The following is a 22,764-nucleotide window of genomic DNA, read 5'->3' on the forward strand; positions in this document are numbered from 1 at the left end:
TCTTCTAAACTGGAGTTCTGCATCGTCGACAAGTCTTTGTATTTTTGCTGAAAACGGTCGACGGGGATTTCATCCACGCCGAGGACACGTTATTTTCGCCCCTGTTTTCTCCTGCTGCGTTGCAGCAGCGTCACAGCGCATCAAGCTCCGGCCCGTCTTTGCCTGCGCCGCGAACGGCAGTGAGCGAGTTGCATGAATCCGTGAGGCTGCGGAGCGATGGCACTGTCTTCCGCACCGCTACGTTCGCCCCGGATGAGGGGTGGCCCTCTGCTAGCGGCGCAATTCACGAACAAGCTGCCTCCCCTCGGTCGTGAGATGCCACTCCATTGCTCCCCGCTTCTTCCGATTTGTGACCTGCACGACCAGCTTGAGGGTGTATAGCTGCAGCATAGCCAACTGCTCGTCAGCGGTTTCAACGCCGGTGAATGTGACTGCCCCTCGCCGCAAACGAAGCAGCAAGGCAAGCTGAACCCCATCGATGTTCATGATTGCGACTTGAGGCGCAGCCTCAAGATTTCAAGCGACATACTGGTGCGGCAGGCTAGATTGGATATATTCTTATTAAAGTGTTCGTCCGAGCAACAATAAGCCTGCCACGAATAGCGCGGGCTTACGTTCGTGGACAGATCACGCCACTCCGCGTCCGCCGAAACCCTGTAGGAGCGTTTTCGGCTTGAGCTGAAGCGCGTGGCTGCCGTTCCCGCATCGCTGCGCGGCGGGTCCGCTGCTCGCTCCAGATGAGGCGCGAGGCATGGGGCGACCCTACGGCCGGGGTCTGCGCGAGCGGGAGGTGGACGCGGGCGGGGCGACGTCGCGCCGACGGGCGGCCGGGCGCTTCGGGGTGGGGGCTGCTGGGGCGATCCGCTGGATGGCTGCACTGGCGACGATCGGGACGGTGGCGGCTCGTCGAGGCCGTCACGCCCGACGAGTGCGCCGACGTCTTCGCCGCCGCAGGATATGAGCCGGATGAAAACGAAAACGCTCTACCGTGAACGCCGGCGCATCGAGGTGACCGTCAACCGTCACGAGGACGTCCGCCGCATCGCGACCCACGACGACAAACGCGTCCGCAACGACGCCTCAGCGGGCGCTGCGGCCGCCGCCGTCGCCTTCCGGTGCTGATCGAGTCCAGACCCGAGCGCTCGGCGGCCCGACGCTTGTTCGACGATCGGTCAGCGCCGGTGCCGGGCGCAAGGACACGCGTGTCCTTGCGCCATTCAGTCTGCGGGCCACCTCTGGCTCTCTCTGCGGGCCGGCCTTCTTCGAACGCGGACCAACGAAGGTGCTCGTCGCATCCGCAGCAGGCGAGACGGCTACGAGCACCCCGTCGTGCTTCCGCAGGTGTCGCACTTCAGGCAGGTCCCGTTGCGCACGAGCGTGAAGTTCGCGCATTCCGGGCAGGCCTCGCCGACGTAGCCCTTCATCTTCGCCTCGGCGCGGCGGTCGGCGACGCTGCGCTCGGCCGGCTCGGGGCGCGCGAAGGGGAGGGCGTCGACGAGGGCCTCCGCGCGCCCGGCCTCCGCCGGCTCCGCCTTCAGCGCGGTCGCCCCGCGCATGGCGTGGACCACGCCGGCCGCCGGGGCCGTCTGGGCGCCCGGGAGCGTGCCCGCCGGGCCGCCCTGGATCAGGGTCAGGCGGTCGGCCGAGCCGCGCAGCAGGCCGCGCGACACCACGTGGGAGACCGCCGCCGGCTTCTCGTCGGGCCGGTCCTGGCCGACGCCGCCGCCGAGCACGGTGCTGCCGATCTCGGACGGGTCCACATGGGCGAGGTCCATGCGGGCGAGATAGGAGATGGCGAGCTCGCGGAACACGTAGTCCAGGATCGAGGTCGCGTTCTTGATCGCGTCGTTGCCCTGCACGAAGCCCGCCGGCTCGAAGCGGGTGAAGGTGAAGGCCTCCACGTACTCCTCGAGCGGCACGCCGTACTGGAGGCCGAGCGAGATCGCGATGGCGAAGTTGTTCATCAGGCTCCGGAAGGCCGCGCCCTCCTTGTGCATGTCGATGAAGATCTCGCCGAGGCGCCCGTCGTCGTACTCGCCGGTGCGCAGGTACACTTTGTGTCCGCCCACCACCGCCTTCTGGGTGTAGCCCTTGCGGCGGTGGGGCAGCTTCTCGCGGGAGCGGATGCGCTCGACGCGCTCGATCACCCGCTCGACGATCTTCTCGGCCACCTGCGCCGCCTTGGCGGCGGCCGGCGCCTGGATGACGGCCTCGAGGGCATCCTCGGCCTCGTCGTCCTCGTCGGCGATCAGCGCCGCGTTGAGGGGCTGCGAGAGCTTCGAGCCGTCGCGGTAGAGGGCGTTGGCCTTCAGCGCCAGCGTCCAGGAGAGCTTGTAGGCCTCCTTGCAATCCTCAACCGTGGCGTCGTTCGGCATGTTGATGGTCTTGGAGATCGCCCCCGAGATGAAGGGCTGCGCCGCCGCCATCATGCGGATGTGGCTCTCGACCGAGAGGTAGCGCTTGCCGATGCGCCCGCACGGGTTCGCGCAGTCGAACACCGCGTAGTGCTCCGTCCTCAGGTGCGGCGCGCCCTCCAGCGTCATCGCCCCGCAGACATGGGTGTTGGCGGCCTCGATCTCCTTCTTCGAGAAGCCGAGGAAGGGCAGCAGCTCGAAGGTCGGGTCGGCGAGCTTCTCGGCCGGCACCTTCAGCGCCTTCGTCAGGAAGTCGTCGCCGAGCGTCCAGCGGTTGAAGACGAACTTGATGTCGAAGGCCGACTTCAGCCCGGCCTCCACCGCCGCGATCTTCTCGTCGGTGAAGCCCTTGGCCCGCAGGCTGCCCGGGTTGACGCCCGGAGCCTGGCCCATCGAGCCGTGGCCGACCGCGTAGGCCTCGATCTCGGCGATCTCGGATTCGCGGTAGCCGAGCGCGCGCAGCGCGTCGGGCACGGCCCGGTTGATGATCTTGAAGTAGCCGCCGCCCGCGAGCTTCTTGAACTTCACCAGCGCGAAGTCGGGCTCGATGCCGGTGGTGTCGCAATCCATCACGAGGCCGATCGTGCCGGTCGGCGCGATCACGGTCGCCTGCGCGTTGCGGTAGCCGTGCTCCTCGCCGAGGGCGAGAGCCCGGTCCCACACCGCCATGGCGCGCTCGGTGATGTCGGCCTGCGGCACGTTGGCGTGGTCGAGGGGGACGGGGGTGATGCTCAGGAACTCGTAGCCCTCGGCCTCGCCGTGGGCGGCGCGGCGGTGGTTGCGGATGACGCGCAGCATCGCGTCGGCGTTCTCGGCGTATTCCTGGAAGGTGCCGAGCTCGGCCGCCATCTCGGCGGAGGTGGCGTAGGCGGTGCCCGTCATGATGGCGCTGAGCGCGCCGGCGAGCGCGCGCCCTTCCGCCGAGTCGTAGGGCAGGCCCATCGTCATCAGCAGGCCGCCGATGTTCGCGTAGCCGAGGCCGAGCGTCCGGTAGCGGTAGGACAGCTCGGCGATCTCCTTCGAGGGGAACTGCGCCATCATCACCGAGATCTCGAGCACCACCGTCCACAGGCGGTTGAGGTGCTCGAAGGCGGCCACGTCGAAGTGGCGCGCCTCGCGGTCGTACATCGTCAGCAGGTTCGCCGAGGCGAGGTTGCAGGCCGTGTCGTCGAGGAACATGTACTCGGAGCACGGGTTCGAGGCCCGGATCCGCCCGCCCGCCGGGCAGGTGTGCCAGTCGTTCATCGTCGTGTTGAAGTGCAGGCCCGGGTCGGCCGAGGCCCAGGCCGCCTCGCCGATCTTCTCCCAGAGGTCGCGGGCCTTGAGCGTCTTCGTCACCTTGCCGGTGGTGCGGGCGGTGAGGTTCCAGTCGGCGTCCGCCTCGACGGCGCGCAGGAAGTCGTCGGTGAGCGAGACCGAGTTGTTGGAGTTCTGGCCGGCCACCGTCAGGTAGGCTTCCGAATCCCAGTCGGTGTCGTAGATCGGGAACTCGATCTTGGTGAAGCCCTGGCGGGCGAACTGCATGACGCGCTTGATGTAGGCGTCCGGCACCATCGCCTTGCGGGCGGCCTTCACCTCGCGCTTGAGGGCCGGGTTGCGCTCGGGGTCGAAGCAGGCGTCGCCCTCCGCCTCGCACTGGGTGCAGGCCCTCATCACGGCCTGGAGGTGCTTCGACACGACCTTGGAGCCGGTCACGAGGGCCGCGACCTTCTGCTCCTCCTTCACCTTCCAGTCGATGTACTGCTCGATGTCGGGGTGGTCGATGTCGACGATGACCATCTTGGCGGCGCGGCGCGTGGTGCCGCCGGACTTGATCGCGCCCGCCGCGCGGTCGCCGATGCGCAGGAAGCTCATCAGGCCCGACGACTTGCCGCCGCCGCCGAGGCGCTCGTTCTCGCCGCGCAGCAGCGAGAAGTTCGAGCCCGTGCCCGAGCCGTACTTGAACAGGCGGGCTTCCCGCACCCACAGGTCCATGATGCCGCCCTCGTTCACGAGGTCGTCCTGCACGGACTGGATGAAGCAGGCGTGGGGCTGCGGGTGCTCGTAGGCGCTCTGCGACTTCGTCAGCGCGCCGGTGCGGTAGTCGCAGTAATAGTGACCCTGGCCCGGCCCGTCGATGCCGTAGGCCCAGTGCAGGCCGGTGTTGAACCATTGCGGCGAGTTCGGCGCCACCATCTGCCGCGCCAGCATGAAGCGCAGCTCGTCGAGGAAGGCGGAGGCGTCCTCCTCCGAGGAGAAGTAGCCGCCCTTCCAGCCCCAGTAGGTCCAGCAGCCGGCGAGCCGGTCGAACACCTGGCAGGCCGAGATCTCGGAGCCGGTGCGCTCCTCCTCGGGCAGCTCCGCCAGCGCCGCCTCGTCGGGCAACGAGCGCCAGAGGAAGCTCGGGACGTCGTTCTCCTCGACCTTCTTCAGGCGGGCGGGCACGCCGGCCTTGCGGAAGTACTTCTGCGCGAGGACGTCGGCCGCGACCTGGCTCCAGCTCTCGGGCACGTCGATGCCCTCCAGCCGGAACACCACCGAGCCGTCAGGGTTGCGGATCTCGCTCAGAGCCTTCCGGAAGGAAATCGCCGCGTAGGGAGACTGACCCGCACTGGTGTAGCGCCGCTCGAACCGCATGAAACATACCTCTCCCGACGAGACGCGAGGTCTCGGCCCGCGACGCCGCGCGGGACGTATGCCCGATCATTGGGTGCCGACTCCGGCCGCACCCAACGGTGCGTTCCGGGCCGCAGAACGTGACGGTGACACCTTCGGGAGGGGCGCGAACCGACCGGCTGCCGCTCCCGAACCGTGACCCGAACATTAACGCCCGGCCCGTCGTCACGTCAACAACTGGTGTTCGGCGGCTATGTTCCGCGCTAGATGTTGTGGTGACGAACCAAAAGTTGTGGATATCCGGGGCGCGCCGCTAAGTGCGCTTTTTACCTTCGGGATTCACGGCGGAAAATTTTTGCGTCCACAGGGGAAAGCCGTCCGGCAGGGCGTCCGGTGCGCCCCGAGGCGGGTGCGCCGCGGGGAAAGGGGGGATCGCGTGCCCGAAAAGCGACACCTCCGGCGCCCGCGTCCGGCCACCGCGCGGGCTCTCTTGCGCTGCGCACCCGGATTCGAGCCTCGCGGGGCCGTGATTCCGTATGCCGGGGCGGTCCCGCGCCCGGAATCACCGTCCCGGGCGCCGTCGCGGACCTCCGCCGCCGCCTGCGGCCCTCTGCGGGCTGGACTTGCGCGGACCCTCTCAGCATAACGCATGCGGACAGGCGCGGCCGGCCGCGAGCGGCCGCGGGACGAGAGGACGTCGATGGCTCTCAAGGACACGCTGCTGCGCATCTTCACGTGGTGGAACGGGCAGACCATGTCGCTCGCCTTCTACACCGCGCGCAGCGGCCAGTTCGTCGGCACCGACGAACTCGGCAACACCTACTACCGGGCGCAGGGGCCCCTCATCGACGCCTCGGTGGGCTCCGAGCGGCGCTGGGTCGTCTACAACGGCTACGCGGACGCCTCGCGCGTGCCGCCGGGCTGGCGGGCCTGGCTGTGCCACAACGGCGACGTGCCCCCGAGCGAGGACGGCTACCGCCCGCGCGAGTGGCAGAAGCCCTACGAGGAGAACCTCACCGGGACCGCGGCCGCCTACCGGCCGAAGGGCTCGCAGCTCTCCTGGGGCCAGCGCCCGGCCGCGACCGGCGACTACGTGCCCTGGACGCCCGGCGACTGAGGCGGGGCGCCGGAGGGCGGGCGGCCTGGGGCCGGACCGCCCTTTTTCCACCACCGTTCGGGTATTGATGGCCGGACGCGCCCGCCGCCGGCGCGCCGTCCATTCGAGAGGGGCGAGCCTTGAGCCGCATCACCGCACGTCTCGCGCGCGCCACGCTCGGCCGATCCGTCCTCGCCGCGCTCGCCCTCGGGGCCTGCGCCCTGCCGGCCGCCGCCGACAAGATCAAGAACCCCACCGCCGTCTTCTCCGGCCTCGACAAGATCACCGGCCGGATCGTCTCCTTCGAGGTGGCGGTCGACGAGACCGTGCAGTTCGGCGCCCTGCAGCTCACGCCGCGGGTCTGCTACACCCGGCCCCCCACCGAGAGCGCCAAGACCACGGCCTTCCTCGAGGTCGACGAGGTCACCCTCGACAACAAGTACCGGCGCATCTTCACGGGCTGGATGTTCGCGGCGAGCCCCGGCCTCCACGCCATCGAGCACCCGATCTACGACGTCTGGCTCGTCGATTGTAAGGGCGGCACCGACCTGATCGCCGAGGCGAAGGAGCAGGAGGACGTGCCCGCCCTCGCCGCGAAGCCCGAGAAGCCGAAGCGCAACCGCGACAAGGATCCGACCCGCACCGCCCAGCAGGTGAACTCGGCGGGGCAGGTCGACGTCGAGGCGCCGCGCGGCGTGCCGGTGCAGCCGCGCCAGAAGCCCTCGCGCAAGTTCTTCCCCTCGAACGAGGGCCCGGCGCCGGCGCCGCAGCAGCCGCAATCGCTGTTCGACGCCCTGTTCCGCTAGAGCCTCAGGCCCGCCCCACCGCGACGCTGCCGTCGTCGAGCAGGGCGAAGCGGATCCCCGCCTGCCGGAGCGCGCTCACCGCCGCGTGACGCGAGCGGTCGAAGGCGGTCTCGGCGTTCTCCTCCAGCCGCCGCACCGTCGAGAACGAGATCCCGCTCGCCTTCGCGAGGTCCGTCATCGACCAACCGATCAGGGCGCGCGCGGCGCGCAGGTGGCAGCCCGCCACCGCCTGCTCGAGTCCCCTGCGCAGCGCGCCGGGCACCGCGTCGGGCGGCAGGCCGGGCTCGGCCTCGGCGGGCGCGTTGACGATCAGCCACTCGTGGGCGCGGCCGGGGTGCTGCACGGGCACGTAGCGGGCGCGCAGCCGGCGCTCGCCGCCGCCCGCCAGCACGATGCTCGGGGTCACGACGAAGGGTCTGCCCGCCGCGATCAGGGGCCCGAACGTGGCGTGCCAGTGCCGGCGCTCGGACGTCACCATCGCCCGGGCGATGTCCTCGGAGAGGTCTTCGCGCGGGCGGCCGGTCAGCTCGACGAGCTCCGGGCTCGGCCGGAAGCGGACCCTCTCGGCGGGCTCGAAGGACTGGGCCGTGAACCAGGTCCCGGTCGACTCGAACAGGGCGCGCCGGCGCCGCGCCTCGGCCCGGCGGACGACCGCCAGCCGGTCGCTCTCGGTGACGTCGAGGAGGGTGCCCGCCGCGCCGCGGGGCCGGCCGTCCGGCGCGACGAACTGCTCCCCCCGCAGCGACAGGACGCGCTCCGTCCCGTCCGGGCGGACGATGCGGGCGACATGGTGGCCCGGCGTCCCGCCCTGCCGGATCTGCCGCGCGGTCTCGAGCACGGGCCGGTCTTCGGGATGGACGAGATCGTGCAGGAGGGCGTAGCTCGGCGCGACGCTGCCCGGTTCCAGCCCGAGGAGCCGGTACAGGCCGGGCGACCAGATCTGCTCGTCGGTGGCGAAGGTCCAGCCCCAGCTGCCGGTCAGGCCGACGCTCTCCACGAGCCGCAGGAACGTCCGGGACGAGAAGGCGAGATCGGCCGCCTCGATCACCGGACGATGCTCGCGAGACGCGGTGGACGCACGTCGAAGTCTCCGGGATCGACGGAACTGCGGATCGGTTCTCGACCGGCACAACGCCGTGCCCGATGGTTGCGCGACCGCGCGGGCGCTCTATAGCGGAAGGTCTTCGCCCGACTCAATACTTACTACTAGTTGTATTGATGCCGGCGCTCCGCTCAGGCGCGGGCGTCCCGCTCAGGCGTCCGGGCCGTGACCGAGGATGGCGAGGGCCTGCGCGCCGCTGACCGACCCGTCCGAGGGCCAGACCGCCCAGTTCGCGCGGGCGGCCAGCGCCTCGCCGAGGAGGCGCTTGTAGACGTGGCGCGGCAGCTCGTGCGCCCCGAACTGGGCGAGATGGTCCGTGACGAACTGCGTGTCGGCGAGGCGGTAGCCGCCCCGGCGCAGCCGCGCCATCAGGTGGACGAGGGCGACCTTCGAGGCGTCGCGCACCTCGTGGAACATGCTCTCGCCGAAGAAGGCCGCCCCGAGCGAGACCCCGTAGAGACCACCGACCAGCCGGCGCGGCGTGCCCGCATACACCTCGACCGTGTGGGCGTAGCCCTGGTCGAACAGGGCGCCGTAGAGCTCGCGGATGCGCCGGTTGATCCAGGTCCGCTCGCTGTCCCGCCGGGGCGCGGCGCATCCGGCGATCACGCCATCGAAGTCGGTGTCGCTGCGGACCTCGAACACGTCGGAGCGCACGGTCCGGGCGAGGCGCCGCGAGATCCGGAAGCCGTCGAGCGGCAGCACGCCGCGCGCGCGCGGCTCGACCCAGTAGAGGGTCGGGTCGCTCGCGTCCTCCGCCATCGGGAAGATGCCCGCGGCGTAAGCCTTGAGCAGGATCTCGGGTGTGATCTCCACACGGGCGCCATCGTGCATGCGGGAGAGTCTGGCGCGGCGGCCGCCGGAAGACCAGAGGCTTGTCGTGACGAAAACGGCGGAGCTGACGCTCCGCCGCAGCTTTGTCGTCCGGGCGCGCCTCGGAAGACCCGGAAGCCCGCCCTGCTGCCGAGGTTGGGCACGCGCCGGTCCGTCCGCTCACCGACGGAGGTCAGGCCACGATCAGGTCGTCCGGCGAGAGCTGGCCGGCGCGGACGCCGAGGAGCTCGACCCGGGTGCTGCCGTAGACGACCACCGCGTGCCCGTGGCTCTCGAGGATCACGGGCTCGCCCGCGCCGTCGTGCCGGCCGCAGGGCCGTCCGTTCTCCGCACCGGTCTCCTCGAAGACGAGGTGGTCGTGCCCCGGCCGGAAATCCGTCACCACGGCCCGGGTGTCGCCGGAGAACACGAAGCGGTCGCCTCCGCCCTCGCCGGTCAGGACCTGGCGGCCGGAGCCCGCCACGAGGACGTCGCCCTGCGGGCCGCCGACGAGGCGCGCCTGCCCCGGCGTGCCGATCACGAGCTGGTGCGCCTCCGGGTCGTCGCTGGCGACGTCGCTCCCGCGTCGGTCGAAGAAGGTGAAGGCATCGTCCTGCAGGTAGCGGGTGTCGGTGTTGCGCAGGATGATGTCCGAGAGCGTGGTGTCCCGGATCGCGTCGAGGGTGTCCTCGTCGAAGCGGTCGTTCTCGTACCAGAGGCGATCCCCGTCGCGCAGGCGCTCGAACTGCGAGGCGACGATGGCCGAGAAGGTCTCGCCGATGAAGGAGCCCGGCGCCTGCCGCTCCGCGAGCCCGCCCGTCCAGAGGTCCACCGCGTCGACGCTGCCGAACGCCTCCTTCAGGGCCGCCACGGTCGCTGCGTCGTCGGTGATGTCCGAGAAGCGCTCGTGCGGGGGCAGGCCCAGCGCCTCGCGCGTCTGGTTCAGCGTGCCGAGCCCGAGGTCGCGCCCGCGCTGGATGTTGATCGCCGCGAGGTCCTGGCCGACCGGCGGGTCGAACAGGAAGTTGCGCAGGTCGGTCACGATGCGCGCGTCCATGCTCTGGGAGGCGTCGTCGGCGAGGTGCCGCAGGAAGCCGTCCGCGCCGGAGGCGGCGGCGAAGTCCTGCGGCGTCATGCCGAAGGTCTCGCGGAGCTGGAGCGCCGGCCCGACCACCTCGCCGGTCTCGTCGACCCGCTCGGTCTCGGCCGAGACGATCGAGTGGCCGAACCGGTAGGCCGCGCCCGCGAATTCCAGGCTGATGCGCGGGTCGGTGTCCGGGTCGTAGCCCCGGTAGCTCGCGATGGCGTCCGAGCCGAGGAGGTGGGGCAGGAACTCGTCGTAGGTGATGTGCTGGATCTCCGCCGTGACGATGGCGCGCGCCTCCTGGAACACGATCTCGTCGTCGAGCCCGGGATCGATCCGGAGCAGCCGCTCGACCTGGTAATTGTGCTCGCGCACGAAGAGCGTCTGGAGCGCGGTGAGCGAGGGGTTCTCGGCGGCGCGCTGGTCGCCCGCCGCGAAGGCGCCGTCGACGATGGGGAGGTTCTCGCCCTTCGAGGTCGCGAGCCGGCCGCCCGGCGCCCGCAGGCTCGCCGCGGTGGCGGGGTCCGAGCCGTAGACCATCGAGGCGTCGAGCCAGCCGGTGATCGCGTTCACCGCCGTGGCGGGCTCGCCCGTGCCCGGGCCCGTCGCGGGGTCGATGACGGCGCGGGTCATCGGCAGCACGCTGCCGGCGGGGAAGTAGGCGTCGCCCGGCGGGATCACGACGCTGATCGGCGTGACGCGGTCGGTCGGGCTCAGGTCGAGGTCGTGGTCGATGAACTGGCCCCAGGCGTAGAGCATGCCCGACAGCCCCTGCGGGTTCGGGATGGTCGGGTCGCCCTCGCCGACGACGATGTTGCTGATGGCGCGCGGGTTCGGCCCGGTCACCAGGGTGGAGATGCCGTCCGCGTAGTGCGCCTCGCCGAGCCGGGCGAAGGTGGCCCCGACGGCGTTGAGGCCGGGATCGGTCGGGTTGTTGTTCCGGCCGTCGATCGCGTAGGGCTCCATCGCGTTCGTCCTCCCTGATTGTTGGTGCCTCGCCCGCTCCGCGCGGGACCGCGCCCGGGCTCCGGGGGCGGAGCCCGGCGATGAGGTGCCGGGGTACGGGGGCACGCGGGGACCGACGGCCGGCGCGCCGCCGGTCGCGGTTCCTCATGGCCGCGGCGGCGCCCGGTCCCGGGCGCCGTTCCGCGGGGCGGCGCGTGCGGGTGGCGTTCCCGCGCGCGGCCGCAGCGTGCCGACTGATCAGGAAGACTGGCCCCGAGGAGGCAGCCAGTTCGATGGCCAACTCGACCATACGGAATGATTCGAAGCGGGTTCAACCCGCAAATGTTAAATTTTTGACGTTTTGATCAAGTCTCAGATCTACGCCTGTATTGCTACCGCAAATAAACGCTCGAAGTAATGGGTAATCCACTGTTGAGCTGTCAAATCACTGCGGAGGCGGGTCGAGCCACGGCACATGCCCGTGGGGCCGGTTATTGCTGAATCGCACGACTGTCCTTCCGCCGCGCGGCCGCCTGCCTACCGCAGATCTGCGGCATTGGCGCCGCGGCGGGCGAGGGACGTGCAGATGTCCGCGCGAAGCGACGCGCATCGGCGCGCGCCGGCGGGCTGCGGCGCAGGCATTCCGGCACCGTCCGCGCCGGCAGGACGGCCCGCGGCGTCCCCGCGACGGACCGGCTCCGGCGGTATGATCTCGCGGCTAGGCTTGCCGTCTCAGGCGCCCGCCGGTTCGTCTTGCGAGGACGGCGCGCACCGGCAAATTGTCCGCCCCGGCAGGAGGGCGCGGGCGGAGGCGCACGTCAGGACGCCTTCCCCGACGAGACCGGCTCAGGCGTCGAACCCGCCCTGCGCCAGGAAGCCTTCGAGCCAGTGGATGTCGTAGAGGCCGTTCTGCACGTCCGCGTTGCGGACGAGCGTCCGGAACAGGGGGAGGGTGGTGTCGACGCCGTCGACCACGAACTCGTCGAGGGCCCGGCGCAGGCGCATCAGGCACTCGTTGCGGGTGCGGCCGTGGACGATGAGCTTGCCGATCAGCGAGTCGTAGTTCGGCGGGATGCGGTAGCCCTGGAAGGCGGCCGAATCGACCCGCACGCCGAGGCCGCCCGGAGGGTGGTAATAGGTGATCAGGCCGGGGGAGGGGCGGAAGGTCGCCGGGTGCTCGGCGTTGATCCGGCACTCGATGGCGTGGCCCTCGACGCGGATGTCCTCCTGCGCCACCGAGAGCGGGCTCCCGGCCGCGACCCGGATCTGCTCGATCACGAGGTCGATGCCGGTGATCATCTCGGTCACCGGGTGCTCGACCTGGATGCGGGTGTTCATCTCGATGAAGTAGAAGCGGCCGTCCTCGTAGAGGAACTCCACCGTGCCGGCCCCGAGGTAGCCGAGCTCCTGCATGGCGCTCGCGCAGATGCCGCCGATCTCGGCGCGCATCTCGGCGTTGAGCGCGGGCGAGCCGCCTTCCTCCCAGACCTTCTGGTGACGCCGCTGCAGGGAGCAGTCGCGCTCGGCGAGGTGCACCGCGCCGCCGCGCCCGTCGCCGAGCACCTGCACCTCGATGTGCCGCGGCTTCTCGAGGTACTTCTCCAGGTAGACCGCGTCGTCGCCGAAGGCGGCCTTGGCCTCGGAGCGGGCCATGCCGATGGCCTGCTCCAGGTCCGCTTCCGTGCGCGCCACCTTCATGCCGCGGCCGCCGCCGCCGGAGGCCGCCTTGACGAGGACGGGATAGCCGATCTCGGCGGCGACGCGCTTGGCCTCGTCCGCGTCCTCGACCCCGCCCTCCGAGCCCGGCACGCAGGGGATGCCGAGGCGCTTGGCGGTGCGCTTCGCCTCGATCTTGTCGCCCATCACCCGGATGTGGTCGGCCTTCGGCCCGATGAAGCCGATGTTGTGGTGGGCGAGCACGTCGGCGAAGCGGGCGTTCTCGGAGAGGAAGCCGTAGCCGGGATGCACGGCGTCCGCGCCCGTGATCTCGCAGGCGGCGATGATCGAGGGGATGTTGAGGTAGCTCTCGCGGGCCGACGGCGGGCCGATGCAGACGCTCTCGTCGGCGAGGCGCACGTGCATGGCATCGGCGTCGGCGGTGGAGTGCACCGCCACGGTGGCGATCCCGAGCTCCTTGGCGGCCCGCAGGATGCGCAGCGCGATCTCGCCGCGGTTGGCGATCAGGATCTTGTCGAACATGGGCGCCTACTCGATCACCAGGAGAGCTTCGCCGAACTCCACCGGCTGGCCGTCCTCGATGAAGACGGCCGTCACGGTGCCGGCGCGGGGCGCCACGATCTCGTTGAAGGTCTTCATCGCCTCGACGAGGAGGAGCTTGTCGCCGGCCGCCACCTGCGAGCCGACCTCCACGAAGACCTTGGCGTCGGGGGAGGGGCGGCGGTAGGCCGTGCCGACCATCGGCGAGAGCACGGCGCCCGGATGGGCCGCGCCCGCCTTGCCCTTCTCGACGGGGGCGGGGCCGGCCACCGGCGCGGCGGCGGCGGGCGCGCTCACCGCGGCCATGGGCGCGGGCGCGGCGACCTGCAGGCTCACCGGCTCCAGGCGCCGCACGACGCGGATGCGCAGGTCGCCCTTCTCGACCTCGATCTCGGTCAGCCCGGTCTCGGTGACGAGGTTGGCGAGCTCGCGCACGAGCTCGGGATCGATCGAATCTTGCTTGGGCATCGGCTCTAGTCTTCGGAAGCGGGGATCGGGGTGCGGGCGGCCATGAGGCCGGCCAGCGCGTCGAGGCCGAGGCGGTAGCTCATCGGGCCGAACCCGCAGATCACGCCCGCGCAGACGGGGGCGATCAGCGAGACGTGGCGGAAGCTTTCCCGCGCGTGCACGTTCGAGAGGTGGATCTCGACGGCGAGCGCGCCGCTGCCGCTGATCGCGTCGCGGAGCGCCACCGAGGTGTGGGTGTAGGCGGCGGCGTTGATGAGCACGCCCGCGCCGGCGAGGCCGGCCTCCTGCACGTAGCCGACGAGCTCGCCCTCGTGGTTCGTCTGGCGGAACGTGAGGGTGATTCCGAGGCCCTCGGCCTGCGCGCGCAGATCGCGCTCGATCTGCGCGAGCGTCGCGGTGCCGTAGATGCCCGGCTCGCGGCGGCCGAGCAGGTTGAGGTTCGGCCCGTTGAGGACGTGAATCGAGGTCATGGGCGAGAACACGCAACCGCGCCGTCAGGCGCGCCCGTCCGGCGGGCGGGCGCGAGGTGGGCCGCTCTTAGACGATGGGCCTCGTCCGCGACAAGGGCCGCCTGCCCGCGCACGGAACGCGGCCCGCCGCGCTCAGCAGCTCGCGTGGCCGCATTGCCGGACATCGGTGATCGTCTTGCGGATCGGGTCGACGCCCACGGCGCCGGGGATGATCTCGTCGCCCACGATGAAGGCCGGCGTGCCCGAGAGGCCGAGCTTGTCGCCGAGCGCGCGGTTCTCGGTGAGCGCCGCCTTCACCTCGGGGCCGGTCGCGTCCTTCTGCAGCCTGGCCGTGTCGAGGCCCATCTCCTTGGCGACCTGGATCGCCTTGGCGGCGTTCACGCGGCCCTTCGATTCCAGGAGCTTCTGGTGGAATTCGAACAGCTTCTCGCCCTTGATCTGCTGCTTGGCCGCCACCGCCATCTGGCTCGCCTCGAGCGATTCCGCGCCGAGCACCGGGAAGTCCTTGATGACGACGCGCAGCTTCGGGTCGCCCTTGATGAGCGCCTGCACGTCGGCGAGCGCCTTGCGGCAGTAGCCGCAATTGTAGTCGAAGAATTCGACCAGGGTGACGTCGCCGTTCGGGTTGCCGGCCACCACGTCGTGCGGCCCGTTCAGGAGCGCCTCGCGGGATTCCTTGAGGGCGGCCGCCTGGGCGAGGCGCTGCGTCTCCATCTGTCGCTTCTCGCCCTCGGCGATCGCCTCCTGCAGGACCTCCGGGTTCTTGACGAGGTAGTCCTTGATGATCGCCTCGATGGCGCTGCGCTGCGCGTCCGTGAAGGTCCCGGCCTCCGGCGTCGTCTGCGCGGCGGCGGGCAGGGCGCCGAGGGCGAGCGTCAGGGCCAGAGCGGAGATCGAGGGTAGGCGGAGCATGGAACCTCGCGGGACGCGGACCGGCCGGTGCCGGTGAGCGAAGGGTCGGTAGCGACGGGGTTAGGCGTTTTCACGGCGGCCGGTCAAATCGCGGGCGGCCGATCTTGCTCCGGAGAGGGGCCTCGCCTACCAAGTGGTAGGTCGACAACGGGGGCGGCGTGGGATCATCGGCGGATCGGGCAGGCGCGCGGGCGCAGGCGGCGGCGCGGGCGAGCGCGGCTGCCCGCTCATCCCGCCCGGGTCCCGGGCCCCGCGACGGGAGACCCTCCTCGGCGGGCAGGCCCGCGCGCGGTCGATGCTCCGCCCCCCTCGCGCTCCTCGCCGCCACCCTCGCGCTCCTCGCCGCCTGGCTGGCGCCCCTCGCTGCCTCCGCTGCCGAGGTCCGGCCGCCGCAGGCCGCGGGCTCCTGCGCCGTGTGCCACTCCGCCTGCCCCGCGGACCCGGCCGCGCCGCCCTGCCTCGCGCGCCTCTCGCCGGAGGCGATCGCCGAGGCGCTGGAGGCGTTCCGGGCCGGGCGCCGGCCCGGCTCCGTGATGCCCGTCCTCGCCCGGGGCTTCTCGCACGAGGAGATCCGGGCGCTCGCCGAGCATCTCGGGGGCCGGGGCCCGGCCGCGCCGTGAGGGGCGGGCTGACGAGACGCGGCGCGGTCGCCGGCGCCGTCGCCCTCGCGGCGGCGCCGGCCCTGGTCGCGGCGCCGGCCCTCGGCGGCGCGCTGGCGCGGGCGGTGGTGGTCGGCGGCGGCTTCGGCGGCGCCGCGGCGGCGCGGGCCCTGCATCGGCTCGGCCTCGCCGTCACGCTGGTCGAGCCGTCGCGGAGCTACTGCGCCTGCCCCCTGAGCAACGCCGTGGTGACGGGCCTGCGGCCGATGGCGGCGCAGGTCTTCGGCTACGAGGGCCTCGCCCGCTCGGGCGTCGCGGTGGTGCACGGGCGCGCCGTCGGCATCGAGGCCGCCGCCCGCCGCGTCCGGCTCGCCGGAGGCGGCAGCCTCGCCTACGACCGGCTCGTCGTCGCGCCCGGCGTCGAGATGCGCCTCGACGCGATCCCCGGCTACGACGCGGCCGCGAGCGCGGTCATGCCCCATGCCTGGAAGGCCGGGGCGCAGACGGAGGATCTCGCCCGGCGCCTCGCCGCGATGGAGGATGGCGGCCTCGTCGTCCTCGCGGTGCCCGACAACCCCTACCGCTGCCCGCCCGGCCCCTACGAGCGGGCGAGCCTGATCGCCGCTTATCTCAAGGCGCACAAGCCCCGTTCGAAGGTCCTGATCCTCGACGCCAAGGACGTGTTCTCGAAGCAGCCGCTCTTCGAGGAGGCCTGGGCCGCCCGGTACGGCGGGCTCCTAGAGTACGTGCCCCGCGCCCGCGGCGGCGCGCTCCTGGAGGTCGACGCGGCCGGCATGAGCCTGCGCACCGAGGGCGGCACGGTGCGCGCGGCGGTCGCCTCGGTGATCCCGCCGCAGCGGGCGCCGGAACTCTGCCGGGACGCCGGGCTCGCCGAGGCGGGCGGCTGGTGCCCGATCGACCCGGTCACGTTCGAGTCGCGCCTCGTGCCGGGCGTCCACGTCATCGGCGACGCGGCCATCGCGGGCGCGATGCCGAAATCCGCCTTCTCGGCCCACGCGCAGGCCGAGACGTGCGCCCGCGCCGTCGCGGACCTCCTGCACGGCCGCGCGCCCGAGACGCCGCGCCTGATCAACGTCTGCTACAGCCTTGTGGCGCCGGACCGCGCAGTCTCGATCGCCGGCGTCTACGGGATCGAGTGGGACAGGCTCGTGGCCATTCCCGAGGCCGCCGGCATCAGCCCGGTCGGCGCGCCGGACGCCTTGCGCGCCCGCGAGGCCGGCAACGGCGCGGCGTGGTTCCGCGCCGTCACGGCGGAGCTCTACGGCTGATCCCGCCCCCGGCGTGTTGAGGCGCGGGCGCGCAGCCGGTAACAGGGCGGCCCCGCACCCGCGCCCCTGAGAGGATGGGATGCCCGAGATCTCCCGCCGCGCCGCCGCCGTGGCCCCGTTCCTCGCCATGGACGTGATGGCCGCCGCCGCGGCGCGCGACCGGGCCGGCGCCGCGACCGTGCACATGGAGGTGGGCCAGCCCTCCGCGCCCGCGCCGCGCCCGGTGATCGAGGCCGCCCGCGCCGTGCTGGAGAGCGGGCGCGTGCCCTACACGGAGGCCCTGGGGATGCATGCCCTGCGCGAGCGCATCGCCCAGCACTACCGCGAGACTTACGGCGTCGCCGTCGAGTCCGAGCGGGTGGTGGTGACGACCGGCTCGTCGGCGGGCTTCATCCTCGCCTTCCTGAGCCTGTTCGATGCCGGCGCCCGGGTGGCGGTGCCCCAGCCCGGCTACCCGGCCTATCGCAGCATCCTCTCCGCCCTCGACCTCGTGCCGGCCCCGATGGTGCTGCGCGACGAGGCGCGCTACGCGCCGACCGCCGCCGCGCTGCGGGCGACCCACGCGGCGGCCCCGCTCGCGGGCGTCCTCGTGATGAGCCCGGCCAACCCCTCGGGCACGGTGATCGTGCCGGAGCGCCTCGGCGAGCTCTGCGCGGCGGCCCGCGGCCTCGGCCTGCCCTTCGTCTCGGACGAGATCTACCACGGCCTCAGCTACGGCGTGCCGACCGCCACCGCACTGCAGTTCGACCCCGACGCGGTCGTGATCAACTCGTTCTCGAAGTACTACTGCATGACGGGCTGGCGCATCGGCTGGATGGTGGTGCCGGCGGGCCTCGTGCGCGCCGTGGAACGGCTCGCCCAGAACCTCTACATCTCGGCGCCCTACCTGTCGCAGGTGGCCGCGCTCGCGGCCTTCGACGCGCGGGAGGAGCTCGACGCCGTGCGCGACGGCTACGCCCGCAACCGCGCGATCCTGCTCGACGCCTTCCCGGGCCTCGGCCTCGGCCGCACCCACCCGGCGGACGGCGCCTTCTACCTCTACGCGGACGTGGCGAACCTGACGAACGACGCCACCGCCTTCTGCCGGCGCATGCTCGACGAGGCGGGCGTCGCGGCGACCCCGGGGCTCGATTTCGACCCGGCCGAGGGCGCGCACCACGTGCGCTTCTCCTTCGCGGGCTCGGAGGCCGAGTGCCGCGAGGCGGTCACCCGGCTGAAGGGCTGGCTGACGGGCTGAGGGGCGGGGCGGACATCTCCCCCGTCCCGGCGTCTCAGGCGGCGAGGCCGCGGGCCGCGCCGCTGTTCGCCGCCGTCACGGCGTCCTGCAGCCGCGCCTCGAAATCGCGGAAGGCGTTCGCCGCCGCCTCCCAGTCCGCCGCGCGCACGCCCGCCACCATCGCGGCGGCCTTGGCGCGCGCGGCGTCGAGGTGGCCCTGGACCGGGCCCGGGAGGGGGGCCGACTGGCCCTCGCAGGTCGTGGCCGCGTCGCTCGCGCCCTCGAGCCCGACGAGCACCGCCGCGAGGCGGCGGCGCCAGGCCGCGCAATCGGCGGGCAGGCGCGCGAGGCGCACCGCCACCGTATCGTCGCCGGAGAGGAGCTCGCGGCTCGCCGCCTCGAGCTTGAGAAGGCTTCCGATCGCGTCCGCGATCTCGCCGCGCGACTTGTCGGTCCCGGCCGCGATCCGGGTGATGTTCGTGGAGATCTCGCCCGTGGCCTGGATCTGCTGGTCCATGATCTCGGCGAGCGCGCGCATCTCCGAGGCCGCCGCGGCGACCGACGCGCTCTCGGTCTCCACGCGGGCGTTGGCGCGGGCGATCACGTCCGAGCCGGCCGAGACGGCGCCGCGGCTCTGGTCGACCGAGCCCTGCATGGCGGCGAGCTCGCCTTGGAGCGAGGCGAGCCGGGCCCGGATCTCCTCGGTGGCCTTGGCGGTCTGGGCGGAGAGGGCCTTCACCTCGCCGGCGACGACGGCGAAGCCGCGCCCCGCCTCGCCGGCGCGGGCCGCCTCGATGGTGGCGTTGAGCGCGAGCAGGTTCGTCTGGGCCGAGATCGCCGCGATGGCGCTCGCCATCTCCTCGATCCGGCGGGCGGCGACGGCGAACCCGTCGAGGCGGTCGCCGATCTCGGCCGTGCAGCCCTCGATGACCTGCATCCGCTCGCGCGCCTGCCGCATGTCGAGGGCGCACTCGGCGATGCCCGCCCGTGCCCGCTCGGCGGTGTCGGCGGAGCCGGCCGAACGCGCCGCGATCTCGCTCGTGGAGGCCGCCACCTCTTCGCTCGCGGCGGCGATCAGGCGGGCCTGCTCGGCCACCTGAGCGGAATCGTGGGTGATCCAGCCGATCGAGACGCCGGCCTCGGAGGCGGCCGTCGAGACGCGGGCCTGCCGCTCGAGGAGGTCGATGCTGGGCCCGGGTGCCGGGGCGGGCGGCGCCTCGATCCTCTCAACGGGCGCCTCGTTCGAGGCGGCCGCCGGGGGGGCAATCTGCGCTGTCGGCTCGGTGACTGCGATGCGGAAGAGACGGAACATGCAGGGCCACGCCTTCGAGAGTCGTCGTGGCAGAGTGCTCAGGAAAAGATCAAGCGACCGTTAAGCGTGTTCGAAACTATCGGGCCGCTTCTGGGCACTATGTGACGACATCACGGTGACGCTTCCGGCCCATCGAACACTTTCCGGGCCTGTCCGGCGCGATGCGGCGCGGGTGGCCGGATCCCGGGATCCGGCCGCCCGCGAGCCGCACTCACTCGCCGGTGATCGCCGCCTTGGTGCGGGACCACCAGCCGGCCCGCTTCGGGCGGTTCGGGTCCGACGGCGGGGTCAGCACCACGGCGACCGGCTCCGGCGCGGGCTGAGCCGGCGCCGCCGCGTCGTTGGCGGCCTCGGGGCCCGCCGCGGCCCTCTGCTCCTCGGCCGGGCTCGCGGCCACCGGAAGGTCGAGAGCGGCCTCCATCGGCAGCGGGGAGGGGGCCGCGTCGGCGGCCGGCGCGACGGTCTCGGCCAGCGCCTCGGCGCTCACCGGCTCCTCGGGCGACAGCGCGGCGACCTCTGCCGTCTCGTCCGAGTCCGCATCGGAGCCCGCCTCGGGCGCGCCCTGGCCGCGTCCCTCGGACCGGCCTCGCCCGCCCCGGCGACCGCGGCGGCGGCGACGCCCGCCGGACTCGTCCTCCGCGCCGCGAGCGGGCTCGGCCTGCGTCTCGGCCGCGGCGCCGATGCCGGCCTCCTCGCGCTCGCCCGCCTCGTCCTCGCTCTCCTCGTCGCGGGCCTCGGCCTCTTGTCCGTCGGCCTCTTGCCCTTCGACCTCTTGCCCCTCGGCCTCTTGCCCCTCGGCGCCGGCCTCCTCGGAGCGCCCGCCCCGGCGGCGGCGGCGGCGACGGCGGCGGCGCTGGCCTTCGCCCTCGTCCCGGCCCTCCTCGCGACCGTCGTCGCGGCCCTCGGCGCGGGCCTCGCCCTCGTCGGCGCCCTCGACCTCCTCCGAGGTCTCCTCGGCGAGATCCTCCTCCTCGATCTCGTCGTCCACCTCCATGGCGGGCGAGATCGCGACGGCGCGCACGCCCGTCACCGGGCCCTCGGGGCGCTGCGCGGGCTCGCCGCGGTCGAGCTGGAAGGCGGCGGTGGCCGAGAGGCGCTCGTCGGCGGCGATCGTCACGGTGACGCCGAAGCGCACCTCCAGCTCGCGCAGGTGGGCGCGCTTCTGGTTGAGGATGTAGAGGGCGACCTCGGTGCGGGTGCGCAGCACGAGGTTGTGGCTCTGCGACTTGAGCAGCGCCTCCTCGATGGAGCGCAGGATGTGGAGCGCCACCGACGAGGTGGCACGCACGAAGCCCGAGCCGCCGCAATGGGCGCAGGGGATCGAGGAGGATTCGAGCACGCCCGTGCGGATGCGCTGGCGACTCATCTCCAGGAGCCCGAAGGGCGAGATCCGGCCGACCTGGATGCGGGCGCGGTCGTTCTTCAGGCACTCGTTGAGCTTCTTCTCGACGGCGCGGTTGTTGCGCTTCTCCTCCATGTCGATGAAGTCGATCACGATGAGGCCGGCGAGGTCGCGCAGGCGCAACTGCCGCGAGACTTCCTCGGCCGCCTCGAGATTCGTCTTGAGGGCGGTGTCCTCGATGTCGTGCTCGCGCGTGGCGCGGCCCGAGTTCACGTCGATCGAGACCAGCGCCTCGGTCGGGTTGATGACGAGGTAGCCGCCCGACTTCAGGGAGACGTGGGTGGAGAACATCGCGTCGAGCTGCTGCTCCACGCCGTAGCGGGCGAAGATCGGCGTCGGGTCGCGGTAGGGCTTCACGACCTTGGACTGCGTCGGCATCAGCATCCGCATGAAGTCCTTGGCCTCGCGGTAGGCGTCCTCGCCCGAGACCAGCACCTCCTCCAGGTCCTTGTTGTAGAGGTCGCGGATCGCCCGCTTGATCAGCGAGCCCTCCTCGTAGACGAGCGCCGGCGCCTGCGAGGACAGGGTCAGCTCGCGCACGCTCTCCCACAGGCGCATCAGGTACTCGAAGTCGCGCTTGATCTCGGGCTTGGTGCGCGAGGCGCCGGCCGTGCGCAGGATGACGCCCATCCCATCCGGCACCTCCAGGTCCTGCGCCACTTCCTTGAGGCGCTTGCGGTCGGCGGCGCTGGTGATCTTGCGGGAGATGCCGCCGCCCCGGCCGGTGTTGGGCATGAGCACCGAGTAGCGGCCGGCGAGCGACAGGTAGGTGGTGAGCGCCGCGCCCTTGGTGCCGCGCTCCTCCTTGACGACCTGCACGAGGATGATCTGGCGGCGCTTGATCACCTCCTGGATCTTGTAGTGGCGGCGGTAGGAGCGGGGCCGCTCGGGGATCTCGGCGAGGGCGTCGCCGTTGCCGCCGACCTGGGCGATCTTGGGCTCGGCGTCCGGGTCGTCGCTCTCCTCCGACTCGTCGGACTCGTCGTCCTCATCGGACTCGTCCTCGTCCGAATCGTCGTCCTCGTCCTCCTCGTCCAAGTCGGAATCCTCGGAGGTCTCGTCCGAGGAACGCTCGGCCTCCGGCTCGCCGGACGCCTCCGCGGCGACGGCGGCGGGCTCGGGATGGCCCTCGGCGACGGGCTCGGGCGCCGACTCGGCGGCCGCGCCCTCGGCGCCCTCGGTCGCGTCGCCCGCGCCCGTGGTCGCCTCCTCGCCCTGCGGCGAAGCCTCGGTGCCCTCGGCTCGGGTCTCGGCGCCCTCGGCGGAAGCCTCGCCCGTGCCCGTCTCGAGCGCGCTCTCGGGCAGGTCGGCCGAGGCGTCGCCGCCCGGCACCACCGCCTCGTCGCTCTCGGGCCGCGCGGCGCCCTCCGCGTCCTCGGCGCTCACGGTCTCGCCGGTGCGGGCGGAGGCCGCCTCGGCCCGGCGCCCGCGCGAGCGGCGGGAGGTGCGGCGGCGCTCCTCGCGGTCGCGGTGCTCCTCGGCGTCGCGCGCCTCGTCCTCGAGCAGCGCCTGCCGGTCGGCGAGCGGGATCTGATAGTAGTCGGGGTGGATCTCGTTGAAGGCGAGGAAGCCGTGGCGGTTGCCGCCGTACTCCACGAACGCCGCCTGGAGCGAGGGCTCCACGCGCGTCACCTTGGCGAGATAGATGTTGCCGCGCAGCTGGCGCCGGTTGGCGGCCTCGAAGTCGAATTCCTCGACCCTAGAGCCGTGGACCGTGACGACCCGGGTCTCCTCCGGGTGCATCGCATCGATGAGCATCTTGTTGTTGGCCATGACGAACTTTCGACATGGCGGCCGACGTCGCACACCTTGGACCGAGGCGTCCCGGTGGAGCCTCTCCCGGCCCGCGGGCCATCCTGGGAAACGCTCGCGACGGCCTCGTCACCGGGGCCGTGGGGGCTGTGGGGAAGGGATTGCCGTCAACCGCCGCTCGGCGCCGGTGATCGGCGCGCCTGGGGTTGAACATGGCCGAGGGGAAGGGCGACCCGGCGCGACGCGAAACACGCGCGCTTGCGGCACGAGCA

17 protein-coding genes are annotated in these 22,764 nt (G+C 72.1%); 6 read left to right on the top strand and 11 right to left on the bottom strand.

Features of this window, described 5'->3' with window-relative positions:
- Positions 1-270: 270 nt before the first annotated feature.
- Complete coding sequence (locus tag MOX02_RS15875) at positions 271-486, bottom strand: hypothetical protein (RefSeq protein ID WP_147026766.1); 216 nt, start codon at positions 484-486, stop codon at positions 271-273.
- 480 nt (positions 487-966) lie between these two features.
- On the opposite strand from MOX02_RS15875, the gene MOX02_RS31285 reads away from it, so the two are divergent.
- A complete protein-coding gene (locus MOX02_RS31285; protein WP_170267885.1) occupies positions 967-1,122 on the top strand; it encodes a hypothetical protein in 156 nt (51 codons plus the stop codon).
- Between the two features lie 191 nt (positions 1,123-1,313).
- Here the strand turns inward: MOX02_RS31285 and MOX02_RS15880 are convergent, their stop codons facing one another.
- On the bottom strand, positions 1,314-5,030 hold the full coding sequence (locus MOX02_RS15880; RefSeq protein WP_147026767.1) for a vitamin B12-dependent ribonucleotide reductase: 3,717 nt from the start codon (positions 5,028-5,030) through the stop codon (positions 1,314-1,316).
- Between the two features lie 679 nt (positions 5,031-5,709).
- On the opposite strand from MOX02_RS15880, the gene MOX02_RS15885 reads away from it, so the two are divergent.
- Both MOX02_RS15885 and MOX02_RS15890 read left to right on the top strand, forming a co-directional pair.
- On the top strand, positions 5,710-6,126 hold the full coding sequence (locus MOX02_RS15885; protein ID WP_132252179.1) for an NADH:ubiquinone oxidoreductase subunit NDUFA12: 417 nt from the start codon (positions 5,710-5,712) through the stop codon (positions 6,124-6,126).
- Between the two features lie 119 nt (positions 6,127-6,245).
- Positions 6,246-6,911 (top strand): DUF2155 domain-containing protein, encoded by a 666-nt coding sequence (locus MOX02_RS15890; RefSeq protein WP_147026768.1) that lies wholly within the window; start codon positions 6,246-6,248, stop codon positions 6,909-6,911.
- Positions 6,912-6,915: 4 nt separating this feature from the next.
- Here MOX02_RS15890 and MOX02_RS15895 read toward each other — a convergent pair whose 3' ends face one another.
- The 7 genes from MOX02_RS15895 to MOX02_RS15925 all read right to left on the bottom strand — a co-directional run bounded on the left by MOX02_RS15895 (position 6,916) and on the right by MOX02_RS15925 (position 14,922).
- The gene (locus MOX02_RS15895; protein ID WP_170267886.1) at positions 6,916-7,959 is read right to left on the bottom strand and encodes a PAS domain-containing protein; all 1,044 of its coding nucleotides are present in this window, start codon (positions 7,957-7,959) and stop codon (positions 6,916-6,918) included.
- Positions 7,960-8,163: 204 nt separating this feature from the next.
- Positions 8,164-8,847 (bottom strand): leucyl/phenylalanyl-tRNA--protein transferase, encoded by a 684-nt coding sequence (aat, locus tag MOX02_RS15900; protein WP_147026770.1) that lies wholly within the window; start codon positions 8,845-8,847, stop codon positions 8,164-8,166.
- A gap of 172 nt (positions 8,848-9,019) precedes the next feature.
- Positions 9,020-10,876, bottom strand: coding sequence for a peroxidase family protein (locus tag MOX02_RS15905; protein ID WP_147026771.1), 1,857 nt, complete (start codon positions 10,874-10,876; stop codon positions 9,020-9,022).
- 825 nt (positions 10,877-11,701) lie between these two features.
- Positions 11,702-13,054 carry an acetyl-CoA carboxylase biotin carboxylase subunit gene (gene accC / locus MOX02_RS15910; RefSeq protein ID WP_147026772.1) on the bottom strand — a complete coding sequence of 451 codons (1,353 nt, stop codon included), beginning with the start codon at positions 13,052-13,054 and terminating at the stop codon, positions 11,702-11,704.
- Between the two features lie 6 nt (positions 13,055-13,060).
- Entirely contained in the window at positions 13,061-13,540 is a 480-nt protein-coding gene (gene accB, locus MOX02_RS15915) for an acetyl-CoA carboxylase biotin carboxyl carrier protein (RefSeq protein WP_147026773.1), read from the bottom strand.
- Positions 13,541-13,545: 5 nt separating this feature from the next.
- Positions 13,546-14,010, bottom strand: a complete 465-nt coding sequence (gene aroQ / locus MOX02_RS15920; RefSeq protein ID WP_147026774.1) for a type II 3-dehydroquinate dehydratase — start codon at positions 14,008-14,010, stop codon at positions 13,546-13,548.
- Between the two features lie 132 nt (positions 14,011-14,142).
- The gene (locus MOX02_RS15925) at positions 14,143-14,922 is read right to left on the bottom strand and encodes a DsbA family protein (protein ID WP_147026775.1); all 780 of its coding nucleotides are present in this window, start codon (positions 14,920-14,922) and stop codon (positions 14,143-14,145) included.
- 158 nt (positions 14,923-15,080) lie between these two features.
- Between MOX02_RS15925 and MOX02_RS32195 the strand changes: the two genes are divergently transcribed.
- From MOX02_RS32195 to MOX02_RS15935, 3 genes are all read left to right on the top strand, one after another.
- On the top strand, positions 15,081-15,542 hold the full coding sequence (locus MOX02_RS32195; protein WP_238179710.1) for a c-type cytochrome: 462 nt from the start codon (positions 15,081-15,083) through the stop codon (positions 15,540-15,542).
- The gene (locus MOX02_RS15930; protein ID WP_373866752.1) at positions 15,539-16,810 is read left to right on the top strand and encodes an NAD(P)/FAD-dependent oxidoreductase; all 1,272 of its coding nucleotides are present in this window, start codon (positions 15,539-15,541) and stop codon (positions 16,808-16,810) included. The genes MOX02_RS32195 and MOX02_RS15930 overlap by 4 nt, the downstream gene beginning before the upstream one ends.
- Positions 16,811-16,889: 79 nt before the next feature.
- Complete coding sequence (locus MOX02_RS15935; RefSeq protein ID WP_147026777.1) at positions 16,890-18,047, top strand: pyridoxal phosphate-dependent aminotransferase; 1,158 nt, start codon at positions 16,890-16,892, stop codon at positions 18,045-18,047.
- Between the two features lie 34 nt (positions 18,048-18,081).
- On the opposite strand, the gene MOX02_RS15940 is transcribed toward MOX02_RS15935, so the two are convergent.
- Positions 18,082-19,338 carry a methyl-accepting chemotaxis protein gene (locus MOX02_RS15940; RefSeq protein WP_147026778.1) on the bottom strand — a complete coding sequence of 419 codons (1,257 nt, stop codon included), beginning with the start codon at positions 19,336-19,338 and terminating at the stop codon, positions 18,082-18,084.
- A gap of 211 nt (positions 19,339-19,549) precedes the next feature.
- On the bottom strand, positions 19,550-22,513 hold the full coding sequence (locus tag MOX02_RS15945) for an Rne/Rng family ribonuclease (RefSeq protein ID WP_147026779.1): 2,964 nt from the start codon (positions 22,511-22,513) through the stop codon (positions 19,550-19,552).
- Positions 22,514-22,764 lie beyond the last annotated feature (251 nt).

Origin of the sequence: Methylobacterium oxalidis, from assembly GCF_007992195.1 — a bacterium.
GTDB lineage: Bacteria > Pseudomonadota > Alphaproteobacteria > Rhizobiales > Beijerinckiaceae > Methylobacterium > Methylobacterium oxalidis.

What these genes read in the sequence shown, in the direction of transcription:
- MOX02_RS15875 (WP_147026766.1), bottom strand. Translation starts at nt 486, where the DNA reads ATGAACATCGATGGGGTTCAGCTTGCCTTGCTGCTTCGTTTGCGGCGA.
- MOX02_RS31285 (WP_170267885.1), top strand. Translation starts at nt 967, where the DNA reads ATGAAAACGAAAACGCTCTACCGTGAACGCCGGCGCATCGAGGTGACC.
- MOX02_RS15880 (WP_147026767.1), bottom strand. Translation starts at nt 5,030, where the DNA reads ATGCGGTTCGAGCGGCGCTACACCAGTGCGGGTCAGTCTCCCTACGCG.
- MOX02_RS15885 (WP_132252179.1), top strand. Translation starts at nt 5,710, where the DNA reads ATGGCTCTCAAGGACACGCTGCTGCGCATCTTCACGTGGTGGAACGGG.
- aat (WP_147026770.1), bottom strand. Translation starts at nt 8,847, where the DNA reads ATGCACGATGGCGCCCGTGTGGAGATCACACCCGAGATCCTGCTCAAG.
- MOX02_RS15905 (WP_147026771.1), bottom strand. Translation starts at nt 10,876, where the DNA reads ATGGAGCCCTACGCGATCGACGGCCGGAACAACAACCCGACCGATCCC.
- accC (WP_147026772.1), bottom strand. Translation starts at nt 13,054, where the DNA reads ATGTTCGACAAGATCCTGATCGCCAACCGCGGCGAGATCGCGCTGCGC.
- accB (WP_147026773.1), bottom strand. Translation starts at nt 13,540, where the DNA reads ATGCCCAAGCAAGATTCGATCGATCCCGAGCTCGTGCGCGAGCTCGCC.
- aroQ (WP_147026774.1), bottom strand. Translation starts at nt 14,010, where the DNA reads ATGACCTCGATTCACGTCCTCAACGGGCCGAACCTCAACCTGCTCGGC.
- MOX02_RS15925 (WP_147026775.1), bottom strand. Translation starts at nt 14,922, where the DNA reads ATGCTCCGCCTACCCTCGATCTCCGCTCTGGCCCTGACGCTCGCCCTC.
- MOX02_RS15935 (WP_147026777.1), top strand. Translation starts at nt 16,890, where the DNA reads ATGCCCGAGATCTCCCGCCGCGCCGCCGCCGTGGCCCCGTTCCTCGCC.
- MOX02_RS15940 (WP_147026778.1), bottom strand. Translation starts at nt 19,338, where the DNA reads ATGTTCCGTCTCTTCCGCATCGCAGTCACCGAGCCGACAGCGCAGATT.
- MOX02_RS15945 (WP_147026779.1), bottom strand. Translation starts at nt 22,513, where the DNA reads ATGGCCAACAACAAGATGCTCATCGATGCGATGCACCCGGAGGAGACC.